This is a genomic window from Desulfonatronum thiosulfatophilum (genome assembly GCF_900104215.1).
GTDB lineage: Bacteria > Desulfobacterota > Desulfovibrionia > Desulfovibrionales > Desulfonatronaceae > Desulfonatronum > Desulfonatronum thiosulfatophilum.
In genome coordinates, this window is the sequence record NZ_FMXO01000008.1 from 111,993 (window position 1) to 133,105 (window position 21,113).

The window sequence follows — 21,113 nt, forward strand, 5'->3', positions numbered from 1 at the left end:
GTAACCCGCCAACCAAATCACCAACCCGTCGACCGACATTGGGTCGGCCGACGGGGGTGCATCCTCGCAGGAATCCTCCTGACCGGATGCATAAACCAAGAACCAAGGAGTTCCATCATGAAAACGTTACTTGCAAGCATCATTATTGGATTGTTGGCCATGAGCCCCGTATTTGCCCAGCAAGGCGGCATGGGACACGGACAGACCGAAACCCAGCAGAGCCCGCATATGCAGCAGGAGGGCATGACAGGTCAGCCCGGCCAGCATGGGCAGACCGACCAGGACAGAACTTATGTCCAGCCTCAGGTAGGAATGGAGCGGGACACTGATGACCTGATATCCATGGAAGACCTGAGAGATGCCGAAGTCCGTGACCGGCAGGATCAAAATGTGGGTTCGATCGAAAAAGTGCTGATTAATCAGCAAGGCAATGTTGAGAAAGTGGTTGTTGAAGTTGACGACCGCAAAGTGGCTCTGGATTTTCACGAACTGAACATCCAGGGTGAAGGTGACGACGTCCGGATCAACGTTCAGATGTCCAAGGAAGAATTGAAAAACAAGCCCGAATACCAAGACAACAACAACTAATATTGCGGATTGTTTTTGGTAGGGCATTCTGAAGCTGTCCGGGCATCGATATAATCCGAAGCCCGGACAGCTTTTATATTTTAACTATTCAGCACATTATCGCGAATGGCAATTTTCCAGCACGGAGCAAGCCGTACCCACGTTAGTCATGCCTGCGAAGGCCGGCGCTATCGCTATCCAGATTTCTTTTCTGGCTCTGCTGAGTAGTACCCCTTTTTTTCTTGAATCCCGCGGCATGATCACATGGTTTGGACGAAACGGCACGACATTCCGCTATCCGGACGAGTCTTCCTACGGAAACAAATAAGAAAACAAACAAATAAAATCAGGAGGGATAATGAAAACATTGATGATAAGCATTATGATCGGTTTATTGGCCATGAGTCCGGCATTTGCCGCAGCACAAGATGATGGTCAACGCACCACGTCTCAGACGCAGCGTGAAGGAACGGATGGACAGGTTCAGGGCCAAGAGGCCGGCGACAGGGATATCCTGCCCCGGTATGACTCGGAACGAGAAGTTGTTATCGATCCTGTTCGTCCTCACCGAACCCTCGAGGTGGATCCCATGGAGGGATACGAAAGGGTCGCCCCGGAGCTCATAACCGTGGAAGATCTTCGCAATGCCGATGTTTACGACGTAAATCATGAGAATCTCGGGAATGTGGACGAAGTTCTGATCAGCCAGGAAGGCGAAATTGAACGTGTGGTGCTGAATGTCGGCGGCTTCCTCGGGTTGGGCGCCCACAGCATTGCCATCGGTATTGATGAACTCGAGATCCATCAGGATGCGGACGACGACTTGCGGGTCTATGTTCCCATGACCGAGGAAGAATTGAGAAATCACCCTGAATACCGGCCGGACAACTAATCCGCCCAGCATTGATCGACCATAACAGTTCCCAAGTCCAGGTCCATTGGCCTGGACTTTTCATTTTTATCGTCATGCACTTCTACGGCAGTAGACGACATACGGCAGGTTGAGCAGAAGAATACGGGAATCTCCCCATTTCCTAAACTCTAATAATCCGTACCTTAATAACTGGGAATGAGGGAAAAAGAGGTGGAATATCCGAATCCATGGAGCCGCGAATGGCAATCCTTTGGATCAGACTCCTCTTCCGGAATCATCTATTTTCAAAGGAGGCTGCCATGAAAAGAATCATGCTCAGCTTAATCATTGGATCTTTGGCCATAAGTCCAGCGTTCGCGGAATCGAGGAATCAGGAACAACAATCCGACAATCTGCAAATGCATCAGGACGCGGAAACCCAGGAGCACTCGAGGACCAGCGACGGTGAACCGCCACAGTGGCAACCGGAAGGTGCTCCGGGAGCTTACGGCCACATCCCCGTCGGTCCGGATCGCCAAAACCAGGAAGGCGACATGAACAACGATCGACCGACGCAAGAGGAAATTGATGCTCAGGAGCATTCAAGAACCAGCGATGGCGAGGCGCCGCAGTGGCAATCGGAAGGTGCGCCAGGGGCGTACGGACATATCCCCGTCGGGCCGGATCGCGAAACGCGAGAAGGTGAAATGGAAAATGATCAACGACCTCACGAGGGATATTCCGGTTCCGACCAAGAGCAGCAGAATCAAGATGAGGTGAGAGAAGACCACCTTCGTGATTCCAATGCTCAGGATTCAGAACACGGAATCCAGGGTGGTGCGGACCGGCACGACAACGACATCGGTCGCAGCACAACCCGGATACATAGAGACACAGGCGAGTAACACGCATCAATCAACTTAACTTTTTTATTGGAAAGGAGAACCACCATGAAAACATTGTTTCTCAGCATTATCATCGGGTTACTGGCGTTGAGTCCTGCATTCGCGGAAAGAAACGACAGGGTGTTTATCGAACCTCAGCAGCTTGACGAAGCGTTTGCGTATGTTTCCGACATTATGGGTAAGGATATCTATACGACAGGCGGCAGGGATGTACCCGGATCCGTGACCGAGGAACCCGATGAATGGGAAAACGTCGGAACCGTTGACGACATCATCCTGTCCCGAGAAGGCGAAGTCAAAGCCGTACTGGTCGATGTCGGCGGCTTCCTCGGCATGGGCGCACGGACCATCGCCATTGACATGGAAACGATGGAATTCGTGCATCGAGAAGGCGAGGACGATTTCTATCTGGCCATTCCCGCCTCCAGGGAACAGCTTGAGAATGCTCCGGAATACAGTGAAGACCAGCACCGACGGGAAGGATACCAGCGTGATCGCCAGTCTCCCGATCACATGGGCGGGGAAGGACAGCCGCGCGTGGATACGGCGCCGAGGCCGACCGATCCCGGAACAACCCAGGACACGCAAGAACGGCAGCAGGATCAGTACCAGGACAGGGATCAGCATGCCAACGACAGACCTGTCCATGAAGGATTCAGTCGTGTATCACCGCGGACAATGACCGCTGATGACCTGCAAAATGCCGATGTCTACGACGTCAACAATGAAAACATCGCCAACGTCGATGAAGTGCTGATCTCTCCCGAAGGCGAAGTCGAGGGCGTGGTCGTGAACGTGGGCGGATTTCTCGGGTTCGGCGGACGCAGCGTTGCTTTGGATATCGACCAGATCGACATTCAGCGTGACGGGGACGACGACCTCCGCGTCTACATCCCGATGACCGAACAGGAACTGCGCAACCAGCCTGAATACCAAAGAAACAATTAGTTACGGCCGTGCCAAGGCACGACCCACTACACTGTCCAGGCATGGAGCAATCTGATGCCTGGACAGTTTTGTTTCCACCACGGAAAGAACCGTCAAATCACAACAAGAAGGAGACAGATTCATGAACAGTCAACAGGTACTCGGCATTGCACTTCTTGTGATCGGCATCATTATGCTCATTTTCGGATATCAGTCTTCGCAAGCCGTGGATGATCAAATCTTTGAAACGTTAACCGGTCGATTCACGGAATCCACCATGTGGCTGCTGATTTTCGGCGCTGTTTCCTCCGTGGTCGGACTCGCTCTGTTGTTCGTCAAAAAGTAACCACTCACCACAACAAAGGAGTGATTCATGAAAGCTTTGGTCCTAAGCATCATAATCGGCTTATTGGCCCTGAACCCTGTGTTCGCAAGTGAAACCTCCATCTTCAAGAGCAATCCCGGCAGTGATGCTTCCATCGTGCTTGCTGCTGCCGATGAACGTTCAGATGAACGCGCAAACGAACGAACCAATGGACAACGGAGAGCCGCGCCGGACAATGGTGATGAGCAGGAAATGGGCGACGTGTATCGTCGCACCACCTATCCGCCGTCTCCGGAAGGGACGACCCATCTGCCTGAGGGCGAGCATCACAGACCCGATCCAGGCCAGGGCTTCGAGCGCGTATCTCCGGAAACCATCACCGTGGAAGATTTACAGGACGCCAATGTCTTTGACGTCAACCATGAGAACATCGGCAACGTGGATCAGGTTTTGATGACGTCCGACGGCCAGGTTGAAAAAGTGGTGGTGAGCGCCGGCGGATTTCTTGGAGTCGGCGGACACACCGCGGCAGTGGACATGGACAACATCGACATTTTCCTGGGCCTGGACGACGACATCAGGGTCTACATTCAGATGACCGAGGAAGAATTCAACAATCAGCCGGAATATCAGGAATAGGTTTTTCGTTTCGAAGCTGCTGATAAGACGGAGCAACTGAAAAAAAAGTCCAGCATGGTTTTCCATGCTGGACTTTTTGTATTATTCAACTCAACCGAGTAAAAACGGACGGGATACCCGCCTTCGCGGGTATGACTGACCTGGAGAGGGCATTGGAAAAACAAGTCATTCCCGCGAAGGCGGGAATCCAGGTCATGTTTGCCCTACAGCTTCGATCCCACGTATTTGACCATTCTGAGCATCTGATTGTTGAAACCCATTTCATTGTCGTACCAGGCAAGAACCTTGACCAGGTTTTCCTGGATCACCGCGGTGCTTCGCCCATCAATCACGCATCCGTGCGTATCGCCGACAATGTCGCTGGAAACGATATATTCATCCGTGTAGCCCAGGGTCTCGCTTTGCAGGCGGCGAAACGCCTCATTCACTTCATCCGTTGACGTCCGTTTTTCCACAACCGCGGTCAGGTCCACGATGGATCCGTTCGGATTGGGCGAGCGGATCGCCAGCCCGTCGATCTTCCCTTCCATTTCCGGCAGCACCTGCCCCACCATCCTCGCCGCTCCCGTGGACGTCGGCAGAATGTTGATTGCCGCTGCCCTGCCCCGCCGAGGATCCTTCGTATTGGTGCTGTCAAGAATGGCCTGGCTGGTCGTATAGGCATGCACCGTGGTCATGAATCCCTTCGCGACGGTAAATTCCTTGTGCAGGGCCTGAACCACCGGCGCCAGACAATTCGTGGTGCAGGAGGCCACGGAGATGATGGAATGCTGCGACGGGTCGTACTGTTCGTGGTTGACGTTGTAGACCACTGTGAGGTCCGGTTTTTTGCCGGGAGCGCTGATAATTACTTTTTTGGCTCCCCGGTCGAGGTGCATCTGGCAGGATTCGCGGTCCACGAACATTCCCGTTGCCTCGACGACCAGATCAACCCCGAGATCGCCCCACTGCCACTCGCCCTTGCCGGCCTTGGTCATTTTGATCTTCTTGCCGTCGATAATAATGCCGTCGTCGTCCGCGCCGACCTCTCCCGGCCAGTTGCCATGTACGGAATCGTACTTGAAAGTATAGGCGTAGGTGGAAGGGCTTTTCCGGGCATTGAAAGCCACCAGTTCCACATCCGGATCCTGCATCACCAGGCGGGCGAAATTCTTTCCGATCCGGCCGAAGCCGTTGAGTCCGATACGCAATGTCATGGTTCTCTCCTCTCCTGATCGTGATCCCGTTCTTTTTCGGAATCATGTGTAAATTTTGATTTTAACGAGGCAAAGCTTTCATTGAAGGATTCCCAAGACCTTTCAATGCCGTCCTTGAGCTTTTCCCAGGATGATTCATCGGCTGCCTGCATGGAGGCGACCTTTTTTTCAAGTTCATCCCGCTCTTGACGTAAGCTTTCCAGTTGTTTGTTGTATTCGTATTTCTTTTCGGGACTGGAAATGCTGGCTTTTGTCCTGAGTTGGACAATATAGCCGTACAACTCATCAATTCTTCGCTGCATATCCAGAATGTAGGCGTTCTTGTTTTCTATCGAATTTTTGTTGTCCATGCTGATCCGTCCTCCTTGAGGCCCCATTTCTGATTCTCAAGCCCACTGACATTACAGCGACACCGTATCTGCTCAAAAAGCCGGGCACATGTGAAAATGGTTCCGAGTGCGGCTCGAATGCATCCCAATGGATAACTATTCAGCAAATTCTGATCTCAGATGGGATCTGGTCCGGTTTGCCTTGAGTTTGCGTGGCCGCAAAACTCAAAGCAAGCCGGACCTTGAATGAGTGGTTGCCAAACTCATTTACATTTGCCATCCGAAGGCTTCCATTTCCGTGGACTGCCTTGCCGGTCTGCGGGCCCAGGAGATCTGGATGCTTTCCTGGGGGCAGCTTTCCATGGCCTCTTCGATATATTCCGAAGGGCCGCCCCGGGCCATGATCACCACGGCCTTCGCCGCATCCTCATCCAGCCGAAAAACCTGAGGGCAGATGGATTCGCAAGTGCCGCAGCCAATACATTCTTCCTGATCAATCACTATTTTTCCCAACATCTTGATACTCCTTTTAACGGTTACCCAAATGTATTTCACCCTGCCTTCATCGTATCCCTTTTGAACTCAGACTTTGATTTCACGAAATTTTCCACCCAATTGTCCCAGGATGTTTCGATGCCTTCCGTTGATTCATCATCGGGGACATCTTCGGAGTGCTTCAGTTCCGAAAATTTGTCTTCAAGAAATCTTTTTTGAGCACGAAAGTCTTCCATCTGAAGATACTTCGCCTTTATCTCAGCTTCGGATTGATGCACCTTGTACGCCAGGCTGTTGATCTCGGCGTTGCACTTGTCGATCTCGGCTTGCAAGCTTTTCAAGTAGACATCACGTGCTTCAGTCATGATCTTCTCCACTAACGTCTCGGTAAGACATTGTTTTCAACCGAATCAATAGCCGATGGAGTCCAGACCCTCGCGCAGAATCCGAGCGGATTCGCGGAGCGCGTGCAGTTCAGAGTCGGCCAGAGGATTTGCCAGAACGCGGTCCACGCCCTGCGCGCCGACAATGCTGGGCAACGAGAGACAGACGTCCTTCAGGCCGTATTCGCCCTGCATCAAGGTTCCCACGGTCAACACGCTGTGCTGATTCATGAGCACCGCTTCCGTGATCCGGATCATGGCCAGGCCGATGGCGTAATAGGTGGCCTGCTTCTTTTCGATGACGTCATAGGCGGCTGTGCGAACGTCGTTCTCGATGGCTATTTTTCTGGCTTCGATGGATTTGCCGCAGGACTCGCAGTAATCATCCAGGGGAATGCCCGCGATGTTCACCCGGCTCCAGACCGGCACTTCGCTGTCACCGTGTTCGCCAATGACGTAGCCGTGCACGTTGCGCGGATCCACGTCGTAGAATTCGGAAAGCAGATGCCGAAAGCGCATCGTGTCCAGCACCGTGCCTGAACTGATCACGCGTTGCGACGGCAGGCCGGAAACCTTGAGCGCCACATGGGTCAATATGTCCACCGGATTGCTGACAATAAGCAGGATCGGATTGGAATTGTGTTCCAGGATTTTGGGCACGATATCCTCGACGATCTTGACGTTGCGCTTGGCCAGATCAAGCCGGGTCTCCCCTTCCTTCTGGTTCGCGCCGGCCGCGATGACCACGATCTGCGCATCCCGGCACAACTCGTACCCGCCGGCCTGGATATCCATGGGCTTCACGAACGGCAGGCCGTGACTCAGATCCATGGCCTCGCCCTCGGCTCTGGCCGCGGTACGGTTGATCAAACCTATTTCCCGGACCAGGCCCTTGATGGTCATGGCATAGGCATAGGACATGCCCACCAGTCCCGTGCCGATGATGGTCACTTTGCGGTGGCTGTACTGATTTGGTTGCATCAAAATCTCCAATGTCGTTTCAAGTGAATGTCCCGCATCAACCGCCCTGCTCCACCTCGGCCGTGCGGCGAATGACCTTGAGCACGCTGTCCGGCTGCAAGGAAATCGAGTCGATTCCTGATTTGACGAGAAAAGCAGCGAATTCGCTGTTGTTGCTGGGCGCCTCGCCGCAAATCCCGACCTTTCGGCCGGCCTTGTGCGCTGTTTCAATGAGCATTCGGATCAGGCGCTTGACCGATTCCTCGCTCTCGTCGAACAGGTGGGACAGTTTTTCGGAATCCCGGCTGATGCCCAGAACGAGCTGGGTCAGGTCGTTGGATCCGATGGAAAATCCGTCAAAGCGTTCGGCAAAGGCCTCGGCTTCCAGGATGTTGGTCGGAATCTCGGCCATGACGTAGACTTCCAGGCCCCTTTCGCCCCGCTTCAGGCCGTTTTCGGCCAGGACTTCCAGAACCTTGTCCGCCTCGGCCGGGGTGCGGCAGAACGGGATCATGATCAGGACGTTGGTGAAGCCCATCTTTTCGCGCACCATATGGATGGCCCTGCATTCCAAGGCAAAGCCGTCCCGGTAGTCCTCGCTGTAGTAGCGCGAAGCCCCCCGCCAGCCGAGCATGGGGTTTTCCTCTTTGGGCTCGAACTGCCTGCCTCCGATGAGGTCGGCGTATTCGTTGGTCTTGAAGTCGCTCATGCGCACGATCACCGGGTGAGGATGGCGGGAAGCGGCAATGGTCCCGATGCCCCGGGCCAGCAGTTCGACGAAGTAGTCCTTCTTGTCGGCATACCCCTGGGTCAGTTCCTCGATCCGGGCCTTGGCCTTGTCGTCCTCGACTTCGTCGAAACGGGTCAAAGCCAGGGGATGGATCTTGATCACATTGTTGACCAGGTACTCCATCCGGGCCAGCCCCACGCCCTTGCAGGGCAGCTTCCACCAGCGCATGGCCGCCTGGGGCGCGCCGATGTTGAGCATGATCCGGGTTTTTGTTTCCGGAACGTTCTCCAGATCCACGTCTTCTTCCTCGTACTCGAGGATGCCGTCATAGACGTAGGCCTTTTCGCCCTCGGCGCAGGACACGGTCACTTCCTGGCCGTCGCGCAACTTTTTTGTCGCGTCGTTGGAGCCCACAATGGCCGCAATGCCCAGCTCGCGGCTGACGATGGCGGCATGGGACGTGCGTCCGCCGTGATCCGTGACGATGGCCGCGGCGCGCTTCATGATCGGAACCCAATCCGGATCGGTCATGGTGGTCACCAGGATGCAGTCGTCCTTGAAGTCGTCGATCTGCTCCGCGCTCTCGATGACGCAGACCTTGCCCGCGGCAATGGCCTGGCCGATGCTCAGACCGGTCACCAGGCGCTCGCCCTGCCCCTTGAGCCGGTAGGTCTTCATGCTTTGGCCGGTCTTCCTGGAATGCACCGTTTCCGGGCGGGCCTGGACAATGAAGATCGCGTCCTGCTCCCCGTCCTTGGCCCATTCGATGTCCATGGGTTTGCCGTAATGATCCTCGATGACCTTGCTCCAGCGGGCCAGCTGAAGAATTTCCTCGTCCGAAAGGACAAAAGATGTTTGCTCATCGTCGGAAGTCGGTACATTCTTCGTCGGCTCGTCTCCCTCCCGGGCGTAGATCATCTTTTTTTCCTTGGCCCCGCGGGTCTTTTCGATGATCGGGACAATGCCGTCCTTGCCCAGAAAGGGCTTGAACACGGTGTACTGATCCGGATTCACCGTGCCCTGGACCACGTTCTCGCCAAGGCCCCAGGCCGCGTTGATCAGCACCACGTCCGGAAATCCGGAGTCCGTATCCAGGGTGAACAGCACCCCGGAACCGGCCAGGTCCGAGCGGACCATCTTCTGAATGCCCACGGACAAAGCGACCTTCATGTGTTCAAAGCCTTTTTCTTCCCGATACGAGATGGCCCGGTTCGTGAACAGGGAGGCGAAACACTTCTGGCAAACCTTCAGGAGGTCGTCTTCCCCGGTCACGTTCAGATAGGATTCCTGCTGACCGGCAAAACTGGCTTCGGGCATGTCCTCGGCCGTGGCGCTGGAACGGGCCGCCACGTCCACATCCGTTGCATCATAGCGCTTGCCCAGTTCCCGGTAGGCTTCGCGGATGGCCTCGGCCACGTCCCCGGGCATTTTACCCTGCTTGAACAGATCCCGGATGGACCGGCCCGTATCCTTCAGTGATGCCTTGCCCTGCTGATACTCGCCGAGCAGTCCCTTGATCCGATCTTCAATGTCGTTTTCAGCCAGGAACGCGCGGTACGCTTTCGTGGTCGTGGCGAATCCGTCGGGAACACGAATGTCCTTCTCCTTCAGGGACGTGATCATCTCTCCCAGGGAAGCGTTCTTGCCCCCGACCAGGGCCACGTCATTCGAGCTGAGGTCGTCAAACCACCGTATATAACCATCTTGGCGTGATTCATTCATAACCAGTCAATTCCTTTTGGGTTTCGACATGTTCGAGTTCGTCCGGTCCTTGGATGCGTTATTGATCCCCGTCCTGGGATCCAGGGCGTTCAGGCCGGACATCTTCCGCCTGAGTTTCACCAGTTGCAGGGCGTATTTTTTGGAATAACCAAATACACGGCATGATCGAAATACATGGTTCCCTGTATATTGATCATGAATAGCGGGTATTTCGTAAGAATCTCGTAATTATTCAGCACTTTTGATTGCATGGCATGAAGTGGTCCGGCTTGTCTCGATTTTTTGGCATCGCCTGTCGGACTGAGTCAGGATTCGTTCATCGAACCATTCCCGGGCGCTTGAAGCGCCAAATGCTGTTTATTCACGCAATGGTTCGATGCTACGAAGCCGACGAAGGAGTTGCGAGGCCGAAAAATCGAGAACAAGCCGGAACGCTTTTGAATAGTTACGAATTCTCTAAAATCGCGGTGACGCGAACGGCGTGGAGTTGGGATGAAATTCCGGATCGCGCAGTGATCCGGGTCAGGCTGATCCGCGGGTCAGGAGCACTTGATCGTGGCGACCACGGGATAGTGGTCCGAGGTAATCTTTGCCAATCTGCTCTTGTGCACGTGAATCTCGATCATGCTTTGGGCAGGGGCGACCAGAATGCGGTCCAGGGCAAGCAGGGGGAAATAGGTGGGAAAGGATCTCGGGGCGTGCAGGCATTTGAAAATGGACATTATCTTCCTGAACGGAAAGCACAACGGCAGCCATTCGTTGAAATCGCCCATCAGGATGGTCGTCTCCCGCTGGTCAATTTCCTCCAGAATTTCCAACAATCGCTGGTGCTGCCGCCGACGTTCCATGAACCGCAGGCCGAAATGCGTGTTCAGAACGCGGATCAGTCCGGTTTCGGCTTGAAGATCCACGTCCAGAACAGCGCGCGGTTCGTTGCTGCCGACGCTGATGTCGTGTCGGCGCACATTTTGAATCGGCAGGTTCGTCAACAGAACATTGCCGTAGAAAGCCTCCTTGCGCATCAGGGTCTTGCCGACAACCAGTTGCATATCCAGCTCTTCGGCCAGAATGGACGGAGTGATTTTATGCTTGATGTGTTTTGGGAAGTTGACTTCCTGGAGACCGATGACGTCCGCGGCCAGCTCCTTCAGAACCTTCAGCCCGCGAAAGGGATCATAGAAACTGTCCATGCCCACCCATTGATGGACGTTATATGTCGCCGCGGTCAGCAGTGGTACGGACATCGCTCCTCAGGTGAACCTGCGTTTAAGCCACCTGGTAAGCACCACAAGAAAAACCAGGGCGGCGATCATGATCAGGACGTTGCTCAAATCAGGCTGCCGCAGGAAGGCCAGCAGCCGATCAGTAAATATCGTCACGGCCAGAATACCGGGGGTCATGCCCAGGAGCGTGCCGAAAACATAGTGTACAAAACGAATATGGGATGCGCCGGCCACGATATTGACGATCGTGTACGGCGCTACGGGGAGTATTCTGATCAAGGTTACGCTGAGCATGCCGTGTTTGGCCAGATGCTTGCTGATCCGATTCAACCTGCTGCCGGCCATGCTCTGGATCCGCTCGCGTCCCAATTTCATGCCCGCGAAGTACAGGACAATGGCGCTGACCTGGGTACCGGCAAAGGCCGTGAGCATAGCGGGAAGCGGCTCCAGCAGGATGGCCGTGGCTCCGATGAGCACGGTCACCGGAAACATGACCAGCCCTCCGATCAGGTAGGCCAGGACGATCAGCGGATATATGGTCCAACCTCTCGCCATGCCCGCCATGGTTTCGGCCAGGACTTCCCGGTTGGCGTAATCGGAAAGCGCCGTAAAGTGCCATGCCCCGGCCAGGCCGACCAGCGCCAGGACTCCCAGCACCACCCACAGCCATTTTGCCCGCAGCCAGCTGTGTTGCGTCGTCTCGTCAGGGATGAAGATATCCAGCAGGCGATCGATTTCCAGGGGGCGTTTCGGGTCCACGATTTCCGCTTCGCTGACCAGTTCCGGAAACTGCTCTTCCTGAGCCTCCAGAGGCCCAAGTCCACGCGGTTTCGAGTCGGGTCTTTCAGGATCGGAAAGCAGATCCACAACCCGGACAACAGACCCTGTTTCCTTGGTCAGATTATCCACTTCATCCGTCGGAAAACCAAGATGCATGGCCAGCAGCTCGTTCCGCAACCGACGCACACCGGCTTCCTGTTCCGGCGATGACGCCTCGATGGCCAGGTCGCATTCCGTATCCATGCCCATGGAGCGATTTGACAGGTTCGATGAGCCGATGCGCAGAAAGATATCATCCACCACCATCAGCTTGGCATGGATCATCACCCCATGCTTGGGTTGTTCCCCAACCCAGGGATGGCGCAGCCGGAGCCGGCCATGGACGTCCGCCTTGAGCACCCTTTTCAGGATGTTCACGCGCCGGAATTCCATGAACTTGTTGCCCACCCAGCCATCAACCTCTTTCGGTAAAATGATCACGACTTCCGGACCATGCTCCTCCCGCAACCGCTCTTCCAGAGCTTCGCAGACCACAGTGGACGTGAAAAACTGGTTCTCGATGAATATGGACCGTTGGGCAGACCGGATCGAGTCCCGATACAGGGTTTCGACTTCCCGGACCTCCTGTCGCGATTTGTAGGATGGCTCCGTGCGCACAACAGCCACATCCACCTCTTTGAACCAGGGCTGGACGGTTTCGGGCCAGGCATCCCACTGGTTTTGTCCGTGTACGTCGATGGATTTACGGGTGGCCCTCTGCCAGCGTTCCGTGCACAGCTCGGCCAGGGCCGCGGCAGGTTCACCGTCAACGATCATCATTATATCGTGATATGGACCGTAGTGATCACCGGCGGGAGTGGTGCGTCGCGGATCGTCGGGTTCATGATCGGAAGAATCCCAACGGTAATGCGACAGGTCCAGGCCGCCGCAGAAACCGATCTGGCCGTCGATGACGACGATTTTCTGATGCTGGGAAGCGCCGATGGGATGCTCATCGTCCAGATGAAAGTGAACCCGGGGATGCAGCGTCCAGCCCAGATTGAAGCGCAGGTTCGGGTCGCGCTCCAGACTCAAGAGCATGGAATAATTCCAGATCAGGATGTAAATTTCCAGTTCCGGATTGTTCTGGGCCAAATGGTTGAGCAACGGTCCCAACGTGATGGGTGCGCCGTCCGTCTCGGCTTTGACCGCGGCATCCCCGCGCAGCAACTCGACCTTGCTGTGGATGTCCCATCCGAGAATGAACATTTGCCGGCGGGCTTTCATGGCAGCCTGACGAAAGGCGGCAAAATAGCTCTCTCCGTCGATCAACACGGCCGCACGATGCGCCCTGGCCAGCTGACCGCAGTTCACGCCCGGTCTGAGAATTCTGTCTCGTATATCCTCCATTCATCTCCCTTGTTGAACTATCCGCGGTTACGCAGGATTAACGCATATTTTTTTGGCATTGATTTCATCTGCGAAAATCCGCGCCATCCGCGTTTAAAAAATCTTTCCTCTCTATTTCTGTTTCTGCTCTTGCGTCCGCCAGGAACAGTCCAAGCGATCCTGGCGGACGTCATCAACCGCAAATTGGACGTCAATCCTTGGGATGATACTTGAAAGAGACGGTAACCCTGGCCCGATAGGCAATTATCTTGCCGTCCTCGATCTTGACGTCGAGCTTGTTGACTTCAGCAACCCGAAGATCCCGCAATGATTTGGATGATTTTTCCACGACCCTCTGGACCGCGTCTTCCCATGACGTCGGACTCGTCCCGACCAGTTCGATGATCTTGTACACGCTGTCAGGCATCATATACACCTCCATTAAGGTTGATGTGGCGTGATTGAGAAATCGTCGCGGCTTGATTCAAGGCCTAACCTATCGGAGCAAAAGCTTATTTCTGTCTCCTCAGCCGAAATTGTCCATAAGGTTTGTCACAAGACTAGCAGAAAATGTAACCACTTCCAAGAAACACGCAAACAGAAGGAGAAATGAAAATTGAACCGCCCGCTCCGCTCAGGGCACGGAGGACGCCAAGAAGAAACATTTGTAACAATCAGCAAATTCTAATCGTACACGGGATTGGTCCGTCTTGCCTTGATTTTGCGGTCTCGCATGTTTGACTGAGCCAGGATTCGTTCATCGAACCATTGCCGTACATTTGGAGCACAAAATGATGTTTATTCAAAGCAATGGTTCGATGTTACGAAGCCGGCGAAGGAGTTTACGAGGCCGCAAAATCAAGGCAGCCGGACCTCGGGTGAGTAGTTACAAAGATTTTAGTCTTCCGCTGGAAAGATGCGAAAGATAAAAGGCCTCACGTCTGACGGCGATGTACGGTTTCCTCCCGACCGGGAGGACGCAATCTGTTTGAAAAGAAGTCTTTCTCTGCTTTCCAAGATGTCTTTCTTGAAGAATTTTGTGACTTAAGTGACCAACGGGAGCGGGCGGTTCATTTTGCAAGTACATTCGAACCGGATGAGCCTTGAAATTGTCGTTAAAGCGACAACGACTACAGCAGGTTGGAGGCCAGGCGCATGGCGGAATTTCGAAAGACTTCGTATCGTGAGAGGGATTGCAGCTTTTCCAGGGTATATTCCTCGCAATGGACCAGATCCGCTTCGAAAAGGACTTCGTGTTCGCGGGCGAGTCCCTGGTCCAGAAACCAGACCATCAATTCCTTGTGCAACTCCAGGCTGCGGATGTCGATGTTCATGGTCCCGATGGCCAGGAGGTTGCCGTCCACGGTCAGGGTCTTGGAATGGAAAAAGCCTCGGGTATAGAAGAAGATCCGTCCGCCCGACTCCAGAAGCAGGCCGAAATAGGTATGGGCTGCGTACCAGGCGGTTCTTTTGTCCGGTATGCCGGTCATCATCAGCCGCACATCGACACCGGCCAGAGCGGCGTTGACCATGGTTTCGTAAACCTGATCGTCGGGAACGAAATACGGCGTCTGGATCCAGATCCGATCGCGGGCCCTGCTCATGGCCAGGATATGGGCCCGGCGGGCCGACTGCCACTTGTCCTCGACGCTGGTGGCAACGGTCAAGGCCGGAACCTTGGACGCTCCATGAGGATGCTCCTCGGGAAAAAACCGTGGCAGAAAAAGCGTTTCCCGGGTTGCCTGATACCACCGCAAAGCAAAAAGTTTCTGCAACTCGGCAACAGCCGGGCCCCCGAACCGGACATGGGTGTCGCGCCAGGCGGAAAATCGGGAGCCGCCGTCGACATATTCCTGGCCCACGTTGATCCCGCCGGTATACCCCCACAGGCCGTCAATGACCACGATCTTGCGGTGGTTGCGGTAATTGGCCCTGTTGATCTGCTTGACGTCGGAATAAACCTTGGCGCCTGCCGCGACCAGCTTCCGCAGTTTTGATTTGGAAAAAAGCAGGCTGCCGATGAAGTCGTTGAGCATTCGGACTTCCACGCCGGCGGCGATCCGCTCCAGAAGGATATCCACCAGTTCCGCGGTCAGTTGATCGTGTTCCCAAATGAAGTACTGGATATTGATGGTCTGGGTCGCCGCGGTCAGTTCCTGTTTGAGCAAGGCGAATTTTTCCGCCCCGCCAGGCAGAATCCGAACGTCGTATGCCGGCAAAGGCTGAACGCCCTCGGCCTGCTCGATCAGCCGGACCAGCCCATCGTAACCGTGCTCCGCTGCCCATTCGCGACCTGCGTTGGAATCCTCGGCATAGCGCAGCCGAATGGCCTCGAAGCTCGGTTCGGCCAATGCCCTGCGTAGCTCGTGCAATCCGCTCATCTCGGCCATCTTGCGCCAATTCCGGCCAAAAAAATAATAAATGACCAGCCCGATCAGCGGCACCATCGTGAGGACGATCAGCCAGGCCAATGTCTTGGTGGGATCACGCTGATCATTGACCAACACCACCAGAACCATCAGCCAGTAGAGAAAAAAGCCCACCGCCAGAAACGTCGGCCAGCTTTCCAAGAATTGCCACTCCATCACCATCCCACGCATACCACCTCAACACTTCCAGGCTCAACAACATCAATCGAAATCCAAATCGAAATCCAAATCGAAATCCAAATCGAAATCGAACGCAATCCAAATCGCAATCGAAATATCTACCTCATCTGTAACTACTCAGCTAATCCAAGTATGAGCGGACTGGATACCCGCCTTCGCGGGTATGACTGATTCGGAGACGGCATGGAAACAAGTCATTCCCGCGAAGGCGGGAATCCAGCGTGAATAAGGCTCTACCCAATATGTACTGAATAGTAACCCTCATCCCTACCCTACTCTTTTACCCGCACGACTCACAATTCCGATTCCCCACTTCACCCACCCACAAAAAACGGCGCATGATTCGAGGTGAATATCCGCGGGTCACGGCGCAGGATCGGGGCAATGGCCGGATGCCGGCGAAAGTCGCGGTCCAGAAAGCGGCGAACCTTGCCCCGGTCCCAGCCCAAAGGATGAAGAAAGTCGGCATACAGCGACAAGTCATCATGGTTATGCGGAAAGACGTCCAGATCGATCCGCCCTTTTCCAGCCAGGGGCAGGTTGAATATGGCCAGGTTCAGGAATCCGATGCCCTGATGGTTTCTGGCGACGAAGTCCAGGGTCGCCTTGGCCTCGGCTTCGGATTCCGACGGCGTACCGAAGAGCAGATAGACATACGCGGCAATGCCCGCAATGCGCATGTTCTCCAGAACTTGTTCGGCCAGCTCCAGATCCACCCCCTTGCACTCCGCGTCCAGCACGGCCTGGCTGCCGGATTCAAGGCCAAGCTTAAGCATCACGCACCCGGCCCGGCGCAGTTCACGGCAAAAATCCGGGTCCCCCAGCTGTCGGTTGAACCGCGTGAAGCCGTACCAGGGCACCCCGGGCGGACGGCGGATCAGTTCGCGCATCACGGCCGGACTGATCGCATTGTCCAGGAGATGGATTAAAACCGGTCGGACTTGGTCGACGAGAATCCGTATATCCCCGATGACCCGAGATCGACCGACCGGAGCGTAACGATTGCCCTCGGCCATTTCCGGGCAAAAGGCGCAGCGGTTCCAGTAGCAGCCCCGGGAAGCGCTGTAGGGCAGAATCGGCCCCGGCGCGAAATATGTATTCAGGGGCAGTGAGCTGAAATCAGGGGTTGCACAAGACATGTCCGGTACGTCCATTTTGCCGAATCGGCGCAGCAACGCGGCCTCGCCAGGACCGGAAACCATCTCGTCCACCAGCCCGGCGAACGGGTTGAAGGAACTTGCCTCAGGAGTATTGAAAGGACGTGCGGATGAGCCAATCGGCGGGTCCTCGTTCGCGTCGACGGACTTGTTGCCGACGCAAACAGGCTGTCTCGGACCCTGCATCCAGGACGTCACCAGCCCGCCGCCCAGGATGATCGCCGTTGCCGGCCACCGGCGACGGACGTACCCGACCATGGCCAAGGTGCACAGGGCCTGACTCAGGTAGTTCAGGGAAAATCCCACTGCGTCCGGCTGGAATTCGTCCATCACCTCGGTCAGACGCAGGTCAAAATAATGGAAAAAAGGATTTTCTTCGGGATGCTCCGCGGCCCGGAGCAGATCCGCGCTGCGTGTGGGCGACAGGGCATCGTCCTGATAATTGGCCAGACTCAAATGCACGGAGGGTACGGAAACAGATTTTTCCAGCACCCTGTTCAAGTCGAACACGGTTCGTTGATAACGATCCAGAACGGCATACGTTTCCGGTCGGCGGATCAGTTCCAGATTCCTCTCCCGATGACGCAGGGCGCGCAGGGTCCAGGTGTCAGCGGCATGCGCCGGCCCCCGCATCAAGGCCAGTATTCCCTCCAGGTTCATATCCGCCACGGCGCACGCCACCCCGGCCCTGCGCAACACCCCGGCCAGCATGGCGATCCCCGCCGGCGGCTCGGCGGGTTTGGCTACAGGAGGATGGATCAAGAGAATGGACATGATTTGTCTTGAAAAAGGCAGGGCGACCGCAAGGGTCGCCCTCAAAATCAGCTGCCTTCCGCCTTACTACACCCCGGCCTCGCGGAAGGCCGCGTCCACCAGGTCCTGGGCTTCCTGGGCCAACCGGTCAAGGTGGTCCTTGTCCCGAAAACTTTCGATGTAGATTTTGTAGATGTCCTCGGTGCCAGAGGGTCGGGCCGCGAACCAGCCGTTGGTGGTGGCCACCTTCAGCCCGCCGATGGAGGCGTTGTTGCCCGGGGCGTTGGTCAGCACGGCCTGAATCGGCTCCCCGGCCAGGGTGTCGGCGCGGATCATCTCCGGCGTCATGGTTTTAAAGGCCTGCTTCCGGGCCAGTCCGGCCGGGGCCTGACGGCGTTCGTACACGGGCCGGCCCAGCTTGTCCGCCAGTTCGTCGTAGAGTTCCTGTGGCGTCTTGCCGGTCACGGCCAGCATTTCCGCGGCCAGCAGATCCATAATCAGGCCGTCCTTGTCCGTGGTCCACACCGTTCCGTCCATGCGCAAAAACGAGGCTCCGGCACTCTCCTCGCAGCCCAGGCCGAGGCTGCCCTTCAGCAGCCCGGGCACGAACCACTTGAAGCCCACGGGCACTTCGTGCACCGCCCGCCCCATGCTTGCGGCCACCCGGTCCAGCATGGCGCTGGTGACAACCGTCTTGCCCACCCGCACGTTCTTGCCCCACTGGGGACGATGGGCGAAAAGATACGCCGTCGCGGCGGCCAGATAATGGTTGGGGTTCATCAGCCCGGCCGGAGTAACGATGCCATGGCGATCATAATCCGGGTCGTTGCCGAAACAAAGGTTAAAGCGATCCTTGAGCTTCAGCAGGCCGGCCATGGCATAGGGCGAAGAACAATCCATGCGGATCACGCCGTCCTTGTCCAGGGGCATGAAGGCGAAACGAGGGTCCACGGATTTGTTCACCACGGTCAGATCCAGGCCGTAGCGTTCGGCGATGGGCTCCCAAAAGGCGATGCCGGAGCCGCCCATGGGGTCCACTCCCAGGCGCAGACCGGCTCGGGCAATGGCGCCCATGTCCACCACATTGACCAGATCCGCGACATAGGGGCCGACGTAGTCATACTCACGGGTCGTTTCCGCGGCCAGGGCCCTGGTCAGGGAGATCCGCTCCACCCCGCGCAGCTTCGATTCCAGCAGTTCATTGGCCCTGTTCTCCACGGCCTTGGTGACGTCCGTGTCCGCCGGCCCGCCATGGGGCGGATTGTACTTGAACCCGCCATGTTCCGGCGGATTGTGGCTGGGCGTGATCACGACCCCGTCCGCCTGTTGGCCCGGATTGTCCCGGTTGAAGGTCAGGATGGCGTGAGAGACGACCGGAGTCGGCGTATAACCCAGCCCCTTCTGGATCATTACCTGTACTCCATTGGCCGCGAACACTTCCAGAGCCGTGACCAGGGCCGCTTCGGACAAGGCATGGGTGTCCATTCCCAGAAACAGGGGGCCCTGAATCCCGGCTTGAGCGCGATATTCGCAGACAGCCTGGCTCACCGCCAGAATGTGGGCCTCGTTGAATGAACGGGCCTCGGCCACGCCCCGATGTCCGGAAGTGCCGAAGGCCACGCGCTGTTCGGGCTGGGACGGGTCCGGCTCCAGGGCATAGTATCTGGACAGGCTCCGGGGAATGTTGGGCAGCATGTCCTGGGGCGCTGGCTGCCCCGCCAAGGGATGAACGGCCATGAATTGCCTCCTGGTAAGTGTGGGGTCAATGGTGAGACCTTTCGAAAGTCAATGAACATCAATGAGCAGTTTCAGGCACAGGATTCCATGGAATCGAACTGGCCCGTATTTTGTAGTATGCCACGGAAGAATTCACAACCAAGGATGAGGTGATGATCGTCAATTACCCCTGGTCGCCCCTGTTTCCGCCGGGCAAGATTCAGCACAATTTCCCCCAGCATGGTCCCCTTGACGCGGAAACGCGTCGGAATACCGACTTTCTGGCGGAAATGTTGAAACTGTCGCTGAACACATCCGCCATCAAGTCGTTGGGCGAGCTGCCTGGAACCGATGCTTCTCCTCTGGAATCGACTTTGACGCAAATGAACCGCCTTCCCTCAACCATCAATGGTCAGGCCGGAACCCCGCCGTTTCCAGGCATCCCGCCCAGCGGACCGCCCCTGGACTCCCCCGCGGCCCTGCTTGCCCTGATCCAGGCAACCGTCGAACATCCGGCCCAGCCTCCCTCCGATCCGGCAAATACGTCCAGCCTGCGCCGGGCCATTTCCGCCTATGCCCCGCACTACTCCGCGGAAGGATTGCGCCAAAAGATTGACTTCTCCACGAAACACGCCGCGAATCATGCCCAACCGGCATCCGCCACACTCGCCAGTCCAAGCTCGGACCTGCTTAATCGTCGAACCGGCACGATGTCTGGACATCCGGCTGATGCGCCGGAAGCCATGGCGCATCTCGAAAAGAATCCTGCCCGAGTTCGATTTCGTGAGCATGACCCGTCCGCTTTTCCACGCCACGCGGATCGGATGCAACCCCTGGAGTTCCCCGTTCAACCCGGCATTCTGGCGGCAAGGTTCGAATCCGCGAACCGTCCCGACGCCATTGGCTACGACCGCCGCGGCGGCACCTGTTACGGAACCTACCAGCTCTCCTCCCGGATGGGCGGCATGGACAACTTCCTGAAGTTCCTGGACACCGAGGCTCCCCAATGGGCCAAGCGCCTGCGTAATGCCGGTCCGGCCAACACCAAGGGGACCAGCGGCGCCATGCCCGCGGAATGGAAACGCATTCACCAGGAAGACCCGCGGCGATTCGCCGCTCTCCAGCACGCCTTCACCCAGAAGGCCTACTATGACCCGGCTGCCCGGCTGGTGCGGCAGAGAACCGGCATCGACCCAAGTCAGGCTTCTCCGGCCCTGCGGGAAGTGATCTGGAGCACGGCGGTGCAGCACGGCGTGCACGGCGCGGCCAATGTCTTCCAGCGCGCCCTGAATACGGCGTCCGCGGGCGGAAACACTCCCTCCGAGAGCGAGCTGATCCAGGCCGTCTACAGCGAACGCAAGACCCGCTTCACCGGCTCCACTCCGGCTGTCCGCTCAGCCGTCCAGACCCGCTTCGACCAGGAAATGCAACTCGCCCTGGCCCTTCTCCCGGATGAACGGGACGTGCTCGTATAGT

At 56.3% G+C, this 21,113-nt stretch carries 19 protein-coding genes; 7 read left to right on the forward strand and 12 right to left on the reverse strand.

All coding sequences use genetic code 11. The features are described 5' to 3' along the window. Positions 1 to 117: 117 nt before the first annotated feature. From BLP93_RS08050 to BLP93_RS08075, 6 genes are all read left to right on the forward strand, one after another. A complete protein-coding gene (locus tag BLP93_RS08050) occupies positions 118 to 588 on the forward strand; it encodes a PRC-barrel domain-containing protein (protein ID WP_092119735.1) in 471 nt (156 codons plus the stop codon). A 337-nt stretch (positions 589 to 925) separates the two neighbouring features. Then, the gene (locus BLP93_RS08055; RefSeq protein WP_092119738.1) at positions 926 to 1,459 is read left to right on the forward strand and encodes a PRC-barrel domain-containing protein; all 534 of its coding nucleotides are present in this window, start codon (positions 926 to 928) and stop codon (positions 1,457 to 1,459) included. 281 nt (positions 1,460 to 1,740) lie between these two features. Then, positions 1,741 to 2,325 (forward strand): hypothetical protein, encoded by a 585-nt coding sequence (locus BLP93_RS08060; RefSeq protein ID WP_139162953.1) that lies wholly within the window; start codon positions 1,741 to 1,743, stop codon positions 2,323 to 2,325. Positions 2,326 to 2,370: 45 nt separating this feature from the next. After that, the gene (locus tag BLP93_RS08065) at positions 2,371 to 3,273 is read left to right on the forward strand and encodes a PRC-barrel domain-containing protein (protein WP_092119745.1); all 903 of its coding nucleotides are present in this window, start codon (positions 2,371 to 2,373) and stop codon (positions 3,271 to 3,273) included. A 121-nt stretch (positions 3,274 to 3,394) separates the two neighbouring features. Further along, the gene (locus tag BLP93_RS08070; RefSeq protein WP_092119748.1) at positions 3,395 to 3,598 is read left to right on the forward strand and encodes a DUF3185 family protein; all 204 of its coding nucleotides are present in this window, start codon (positions 3,395 to 3,397) and stop codon (positions 3,596 to 3,598) included. Between the two features lie 27 nt (positions 3,599 to 3,625). Next, positions 3,626 to 4,216 carry a PRC-barrel domain-containing protein gene (locus BLP93_RS08075; RefSeq protein WP_092119751.1) on the forward strand — a complete coding sequence of 197 codons (591 nt, stop codon included), beginning with the start codon at positions 3,626 to 3,628 and terminating at the stop codon, positions 4,214 to 4,216. 203 nt (positions 4,217 to 4,419) lie between these two features. Here BLP93_RS08075 and gap read toward each other — a convergent pair whose 3' ends face one another. From gap to pgm, 12 genes are all read right to left on the reverse strand, one after another. Beyond that, a complete protein-coding gene (gap, locus tag BLP93_RS08080; protein WP_092119754.1) occupies positions 4,420 to 5,412 on the reverse strand; it encodes a type I glyceraldehyde-3-phosphate dehydrogenase in 993 nt (330 codons plus the stop codon). Then, complete coding sequence (locus BLP93_RS08085) at positions 5,409 to 5,762, reverse strand: sll1863 family stress response protein (RefSeq protein WP_092119757.1); 354 nt, start codon at positions 5,760 to 5,762, stop codon at positions 5,409 to 5,411. Before BLP93_RS08085 ends, gap begins: the two co-directional genes overlap by 4 nt. A 246-nt stretch (positions 5,763 to 6,008) precedes the next feature. Next, entirely contained in the window at positions 6,009 to 6,257 is a 249-nt protein-coding gene (locus BLP93_RS08090; RefSeq protein WP_092119760.1) for a ferredoxin, read from the reverse strand. A gap of 35 nt (positions 6,258 to 6,292) precedes the next feature. After that, positions 6,293 to 6,613, reverse strand: coding sequence for a sll1863 family stress response protein (locus BLP93_RS08095; protein ID WP_139162954.1), 321 nt, complete (start codon positions 6,611 to 6,613; stop codon positions 6,293 to 6,295). A gap of 33 nt (positions 6,614 to 6,646) precedes the next feature. Beyond that, positions 6,647 to 7,600, reverse strand: a complete 954-nt coding sequence (locus tag BLP93_RS08100; RefSeq protein WP_092119765.1) for an L-lactate dehydrogenase — start codon at positions 7,598 to 7,600, stop codon at positions 6,647 to 6,649. Positions 7,601 to 7,637: 37 nt separating this feature from the next. Beyond that, positions 7,638 to 10,031: a phosphoenolpyruvate synthase gene (gene ppsA / locus BLP93_RS08105; protein WP_092119767.1), complete on the reverse strand. Its 2,394-nt coding sequence runs from the start codon at positions 10,029 to 10,031 to the stop codon at positions 7,638 to 7,640. A gap of 539 nt (positions 10,032 to 10,570) precedes the next feature. Further along, on the reverse strand, positions 10,571 to 11,275 hold the full coding sequence (locus BLP93_RS08110; RefSeq protein ID WP_092119770.1) for an endonuclease/exonuclease/phosphatase family protein: 705 nt from the start codon (positions 11,273 to 11,275) through the stop codon (positions 10,571 to 10,573). Positions 11,276 to 11,281: 6 nt separating this feature from the next. Beyond that, positions 11,282 to 13,423 carry a VTT domain-containing protein gene (locus BLP93_RS08115; protein ID WP_092119773.1) on the reverse strand — a complete coding sequence of 714 codons (2,142 nt, stop codon included), beginning with the start codon at positions 13,421 to 13,423 and terminating at the stop codon, positions 11,282 to 11,284. Between the two features lie 190 nt (positions 13,424 to 13,613). Continuing rightward, entirely contained in the window at positions 13,614 to 13,832 is a 219-nt protein-coding gene (locus tag BLP93_RS08120) for a dodecin family protein (protein WP_208596596.1), read from the reverse strand. 700 nt (positions 13,833 to 14,532) lie between these two features. Further along, entirely contained in the window at positions 14,533 to 16,002 is a 1,470-nt protein-coding gene (gene cls, locus BLP93_RS08125; protein ID WP_092119775.1) for a cardiolipin synthase, read from the reverse strand. Between the two features lie 323 nt (positions 16,003 to 16,325). Further along, complete coding sequence (locus BLP93_RS08130; protein WP_139162955.1) at positions 16,326 to 17,942, reverse strand: B12-binding domain-containing radical SAM protein; 1,617 nt, start codon at positions 17,940 to 17,942, stop codon at positions 16,326 to 16,328. A gap of 66 nt (positions 17,943 to 18,008) precedes the next feature. Beyond that, positions 18,009 to 19,658, reverse strand: coding sequence for a phosphoglucomutase (alpha-D-glucose-1,6-bisphosphate-dependent) (gene pgm, locus BLP93_RS08135; RefSeq protein WP_092119781.1), 1,650 nt, complete (start codon positions 19,656 to 19,658; stop codon positions 18,009 to 18,011). 152 nt (positions 19,659 to 19,810) lie between these two features. Between pgm and BLP93_RS08140 the strand changes: the two genes are divergently transcribed. Beyond that, positions 19,811 to 21,112 carry a VgrG-related protein gene (locus BLP93_RS08140; protein ID WP_092119783.1) on the forward strand — a complete coding sequence of 434 codons (1,302 nt, stop codon included), beginning with the start codon at positions 19,811 to 19,813 and terminating at the stop codon, positions 21,110 to 21,112. Position 21,113 lies beyond the last annotated feature (1 nt).

Excerpts from the sequence above, each read along its gene's own strand:
- BLP93_RS08065 (WP_092119745.1), top strand. The coding sequence starts at position 2,371 with ATGAAAACATTGTTTCTCAGCATTATCATCGGGTTACTGGCGTTGAGT.
- BLP93_RS08100 (WP_092119765.1), bottom strand. The coding sequence starts at position 7,600 with ATGCAACCAAATCAGTACAGCCACCGCAAAGTGACCATCATCGGCACG.
- BLP93_RS08050 (WP_092119735.1), top strand. The coding sequence starts at position 118 with ATGAAAACGTTACTTGCAAGCATCATTATTGGATTGTTGGCCATGAGC.
- BLP93_RS08090 (WP_092119760.1), bottom strand. The coding sequence starts at position 6,257 with ATGTTGGGAAAAATAGTGATTGATCAGGAAGAATGTATTGGCTGCGGC.
- BLP93_RS08130 (WP_139162955.1), bottom strand. The coding sequence starts at position 17,942 with ATGTCCATTCTCTTGATCCATCCTCCTGTAGCCAAACCCGCCGAGCCG.
- BLP93_RS08120 (WP_208596596.1), bottom strand. The coding sequence starts at position 13,832 with ATGATGCCTGACAGCGTGTACAAGATCATCGAACTGGTCGGGACGAGT.
- BLP93_RS08110 (WP_092119770.1), bottom strand. The coding sequence starts at position 11,275 with ATGTCCGTACCACTGCTGACCGCGGCGACATATAACGTCCATCAATGG.
- BLP93_RS08070 (WP_092119748.1), top strand. The coding sequence starts at position 3,395 with ATGAACAGTCAACAGGTACTCGGCATTGCACTTCTTGTGATCGGCATC.
- BLP93_RS08055 (WP_092119738.1), top strand. The coding sequence starts at position 926 with ATGAAAACATTGATGATAAGCATTATGATCGGTTTATTGGCCATGAGT.
- BLP93_RS08060 (WP_139162953.1), top strand. The coding sequence starts at position 1,741 with ATGAAAAGAATCATGCTCAGCTTAATCATTGGATCTTTGGCCATAAGT.
- ppsA (WP_092119767.1), bottom strand. The coding sequence starts at position 10,031 with ATGAATGAATCACGCCAAGATGGTTATATACGGTGGTTTGACGACCTC.
- gap (WP_092119754.1), bottom strand. The coding sequence starts at position 5,412 with ATGACATTGCGTATCGGACTCAACGGCTTCGGCCGGATCGGAAAGAAT.
- BLP93_RS08140 (WP_092119783.1), top strand. The coding sequence starts at position 19,811 with ATGATCGTCAATTACCCCTGGTCGCCCCTGTTTCCGCCGGGCAAGATT.
- pgm (WP_092119781.1), bottom strand. The coding sequence starts at position 19,658 with ATGGCCGTTCATCCCTTGGCGGGGCAGCCAGCGCCCCAGGACATGCTG.
- BLP93_RS08115 (WP_092119773.1), bottom strand. The coding sequence starts at position 13,423 with ATGGAGGATATACGAGACAGAATTCTCAGACCGGGCGTGAACTGCGGT.
- BLP93_RS08085 (WP_092119757.1), bottom strand. The coding sequence starts at position 5,762 with ATGGACAACAAAAATTCGATAGAAAACAAGAACGCCTACATTCTGGAT.
- cls (WP_092119775.1), bottom strand. The coding sequence starts at position 16,002 with ATGCGTGGGATGGTGATGGAGTGGCAATTCTTGGAAAGCTGGCCGACG.
- BLP93_RS08075 (WP_092119751.1), top strand. The coding sequence starts at position 3,626 with ATGAAAGCTTTGGTCCTAAGCATCATAATCGGCTTATTGGCCCTGAAC.